General features: G+C 39.3%; 5 protein-coding genes. All 5 read right to left on the bottom strand.

What is annotated here, in order from left to right:
* Nucleotides 1-269: 269 nt before the first annotated feature.
* On the bottom strand, nucleotides 270-548 hold the full coding sequence (locus K6C05_RS01810; protein ID WP_296730661.1) for a DUF1294 domain-containing protein: 279 nt from the start codon (nucleotides 546-548) through the stop codon (nucleotides 270-272).
* A 1-nt stretch (nucleotide 549) separates the two neighbouring features.
* A complete protein-coding gene (locus K6C05_RS01805; protein ID WP_296730659.1) occupies nucleotides 550-783 on the bottom strand; it encodes a DUF1653 domain-containing protein in 234 nt (77 codons plus the stop codon).
* Between the two features lie 389 nt (nucleotides 784-1,172).
* Nucleotides 1,173-1,520, bottom strand: a complete 348-nt coding sequence (locus tag K6C05_RS01800; RefSeq protein WP_296730657.1) for a DUF188 domain-containing protein — start codon at nucleotides 1,518-1,520, stop codon at nucleotides 1,173-1,175.
* The gene (locus K6C05_RS01795) at nucleotides 1,517-2,749 is read right to left on the bottom strand and encodes an RtcB family protein (protein WP_296730656.1); all 1,233 of its coding nucleotides are present in this window, start codon (nucleotides 2,747-2,749) and stop codon (nucleotides 1,517-1,519) included. The genes K6C05_RS01800 and K6C05_RS01795 overlap by 4 nt, the downstream gene beginning before the upstream one ends.
* Nucleotides 2,750-2,759: 10 nt before the next feature.
* Nucleotides 2,760-3,384, bottom strand: a 625-nt coding sequence (locus K6C05_RS01790; RefSeq protein ID WP_296730655.1) for a DUF2828 family protein, incomplete at its 5' end; no start/stop codon positions are given.

Raw genomic sequence — 3,384 nt, 5'->3', positions numbered from 1 at the left:
AAAACTACATCACAAAAATATATATTGTGATAATTCGACGCCATGAGTGCACATTCCTTCACCTGAGAATTGACAAAAAAGTTTATTGATTTTCCCCGTACCAGACTAAAAAAACATTTTATGCTCATTTCCAGGGCAGATGATTGTTTCCGATAGAAGCCGGTTATCGGTACTAATAGCTTAACTCTTGGCTTTTGGCAACATTCTCTATCTGTTTAACCACTGGACAGGCATCCGCATCGACATATATATGTGGCATTTGAACCCCCTTAGTTACTCGGTGTATGTAACCATACCAGTCCTATAATCTGTAACATCAATATCACCGGCACTCCATACCTGAATTTAAGATGCAGTGTTTTATGATGAAATAAGAACATAGCAAACAATGCTCCTACACTACCGCCTATTACTGCAATGACCAATAAAGTCTTTTCCGGTATCCTCCATCTATGCCTTATGGCACATAGCTTATCCCAGCCGTAAATCATAACAGCTACAATATTAATAACCACTGTATACCATAGTATAATCTCATGAAGATCCATATTACTCTATCCTCACAAATCTATATTCCTGCTCTACATCAGGATACTTCTTACGGTCCACTTCACTCATAAACATATCGAGTGGTCTCACAAAGTCCCCTTCCTCCCCATACATGGCACGATACACTACCATCTGCTCTCCAGTTTCCGTGTGCTGAGCCGTGGTAACTATCCTATATAGCTTATTTTTAAAGTGACGCCATATTTCATTATGACGTGGTAAATCTCTATCCATATAATCACATCCCTAAATTTAAAACATTCTACAATTAGGTCCTAATTTCCTTTACTAAACTTTATATCAAAAAATATTCATAATAATATGATTTAAGTATGAAAAGGATGCAATTTTTTCTCTCCCACCACGTTTTACATTCTTAACCCCCAAAAGGGCCAAAAATCTAACCACTAGTTAGACTTTTCCCAGAAAAACCTAACTACTGGTTAGACTCCATTTTGCAATATTGCAGATTAATTTTCTGCAGAATAATCTTTCATTTTCTGTATTCCCTATTCATGGCAAACACCTAATTACCAAATCCCCCTAAAAATACAAAATCCCCTGAAAGCAGCCGTGATGCTGTTTCCAGGGGATGAATTTTTATACCTTCCGATAAGGCGTATTTATTGGAAGTCTATTACTTTGTCCAGCAGTTGCTCCAACGCCTCGGTAAATTTCTCGTCAACCTCGTCTGTTCTTTTGCGGGGGCCTTTTAGATGGTGCTTATGAGTGGCATTTCTCATTTTCTTGATAAAATGTCTTTTGGCGAGCAGGCCCTCAATATTCTCATTGGTATATAGCCATCCGTCCTGATTGATGGCATAAGCACCTCTGGCAAGAGCCATGGCTGCCACACCATAATCCTGGGTCACAACAATATCTCCCGCCCGGCAGGAATTCACCAGAGCAAAATCAACTGCATCCGCCCCACTTCCAATTATCCTGACATCACTATAGGCAGATAGAATCATTTTTTCTTGGCAAAACTTTCTGCATCCGAGGATTTAAAATTATATATAGGCTTCATAATATCAATAATATTCACTGATTTTGCAACCATATCAACAATTTCCCCTAAAGATTTATATGCCATGGGGGCCTCATCAAGAGTACCTTCATTTACAGATGTAGTATATATTCCTTCCATTGCTTTTCTGTACTCATCCATTGACAAAGAATTAATCGCCTTTGTTCTTGACATTATACGCCCCGCTCCATGCGGTGCAGAGTAATTCCATTCCGGATTGCCTTTACCTATAGCCAGTATACTTCCATCTCTCATATTTATAGGAATAAGAACCCTTTCACCCTCATAAGCAGCTATGGCACCTTTTCTAAGAATCATCTCATCGGTATCAATATAATTGTGTATAGTATGGAATGCGTCCATTCCCTTCATCCCGATTCTCTCAAGAAGGATATCCGCCATAATCTCACGGCTTCTTTTAGCAAAATTCTGACAGATCTTAACATCATGGAGATAATCTTCAAATAACTGTCCAGTCAAATAACAAAGATCCTCTGGCATATCAGGAGTTTCTCGGTCCTTTTTCTCCTTCAATGCCTTAAGTGCTTGCTGTATTTCCTTATCCCTGCCCTGTTCCTTATATGTACGAATTATCTTTTCCTGGGTTTTAAGATAATCATTGATACCTTTATGCTGATCAATGGCCATATCCTGATATAATTCGGCCACTTGTTTACCTAAGTTACGGCTTCCACTATGAATTACAAGATATTTTATCCCATCTGTGGTTACATCAACCTCGATAAAATGATTTCCCCCACCAAGGGAACCTAGGCTGCATTGAAGCCTATTGATTTTTTTAAGTTGCTCGTAACATTTAAGGCTGGATAAATCAAAGGCTTCCTGTGCAATATCCCATACATTCATCCCAGACGGAATATAGTGCGCCGCTTCATCAAGCCTGGCTAAATCAACATCTGACTTACCAAGCTTTATTGTATACATACCACAACCAATATCCACGCCGACCACATTAGGAACTACCTTGTCAGTTATAGTCATGGTGGTTCCTATAGTGCAGCCTTTACCGGCATGAACATCTGGCATGATACGAATACTGCTGCCATCGGTAAACTCATAGTCACACATCCGTCCAATCTGTTTCATAGCAAATTCATCAATCGCAGCTGCATAGCAAATAGCTGTATTTCTTTTTCCCTTAATTTCAATCATTGTAGTATCCTCATGCCACAATCTTCTTATATCTCTCAGAAGAAATAACTCTCATCATAAACTGGTACGGATTCAGATTATTTTCCTGCACCATGGAAAATATCTGCGGGGTGCATCCGGAAATCAGTGTAACCCCCTTTTCATTAATGGTAACAGGCTGTTGTCTGCTTCTGCTGTCAACATTCCAGAACACCAACTCTGGCAACCTATAGCCGTGCTTTTCAAAATTTCCCTTGGCATTTTCAAAATTTGTCAATGAAGAATTTTCTGCACAGCAATCAAACTCCATATCGGATATTATATAAAGCCTTGAGGGCATATCCTTTTGTGAAAGTCGATTTTTTACTGCCGTCCTGAGGATAATGTCAAATGTAGCGGCAATATCAGTATTACTGCATTCATTGTATCCCATGCAATAGTTTATCTTCTCATAAATATCCCGTCCCTTTATCTCAACAAGCTGCGGTGTGTTCGAAAAAGTTATAAAATGGCCCTTAAACGCCCCAGTATTATGCTCAGCAAAATAGATTCCCAAGGACTCTGCCACTGCTGCAGGCAAAGGATTATTTTCCCAATACATAGAGCTGGAACCATCCACAACTGTCAAAGCATTCTCACTTCCAACATAATTCTCC

This window comes from Anaerovibrio sp. (assembly GCF_024697385.1).
Lineage (GTDB): Bacteria > Bacillota > Negativicutes > Selenomonadales > Selenomonadaceae > Anaerovibrio.
This window is presented reverse-complemented; position numbering and strand designations above follow the sequence as displayed.

What these genes read in the sequence shown, in the direction of transcription:
- K6C05_RS01810 (WP_296730661.1), bottom strand. Translation starts at nt 548, where the DNA reads ATGGATCTTCATGAGATTATACTATGGTATACAGTGGTTATTAATATT.
- K6C05_RS01805 (WP_296730659.1), bottom strand. Translation starts at nt 783, where the DNA reads ATGGATAGAGATTTACCACGTCATAATGAAATATGGCGTCACTTTAAA.
- K6C05_RS01800 (WP_296730657.1), bottom strand. Translation starts at nt 1,520, where the DNA reads ATGATTCTATCTGCCTATAGTGATGTCAGGATAATTGGAAGTGGGGCG.
- K6C05_RS01795 (WP_296730656.1), bottom strand. Translation starts at nt 2,749, where the DNA reads ATGATTGAAATTAAGGGAAAAAGAAATACAGCTATTTGCTATGCAGCT.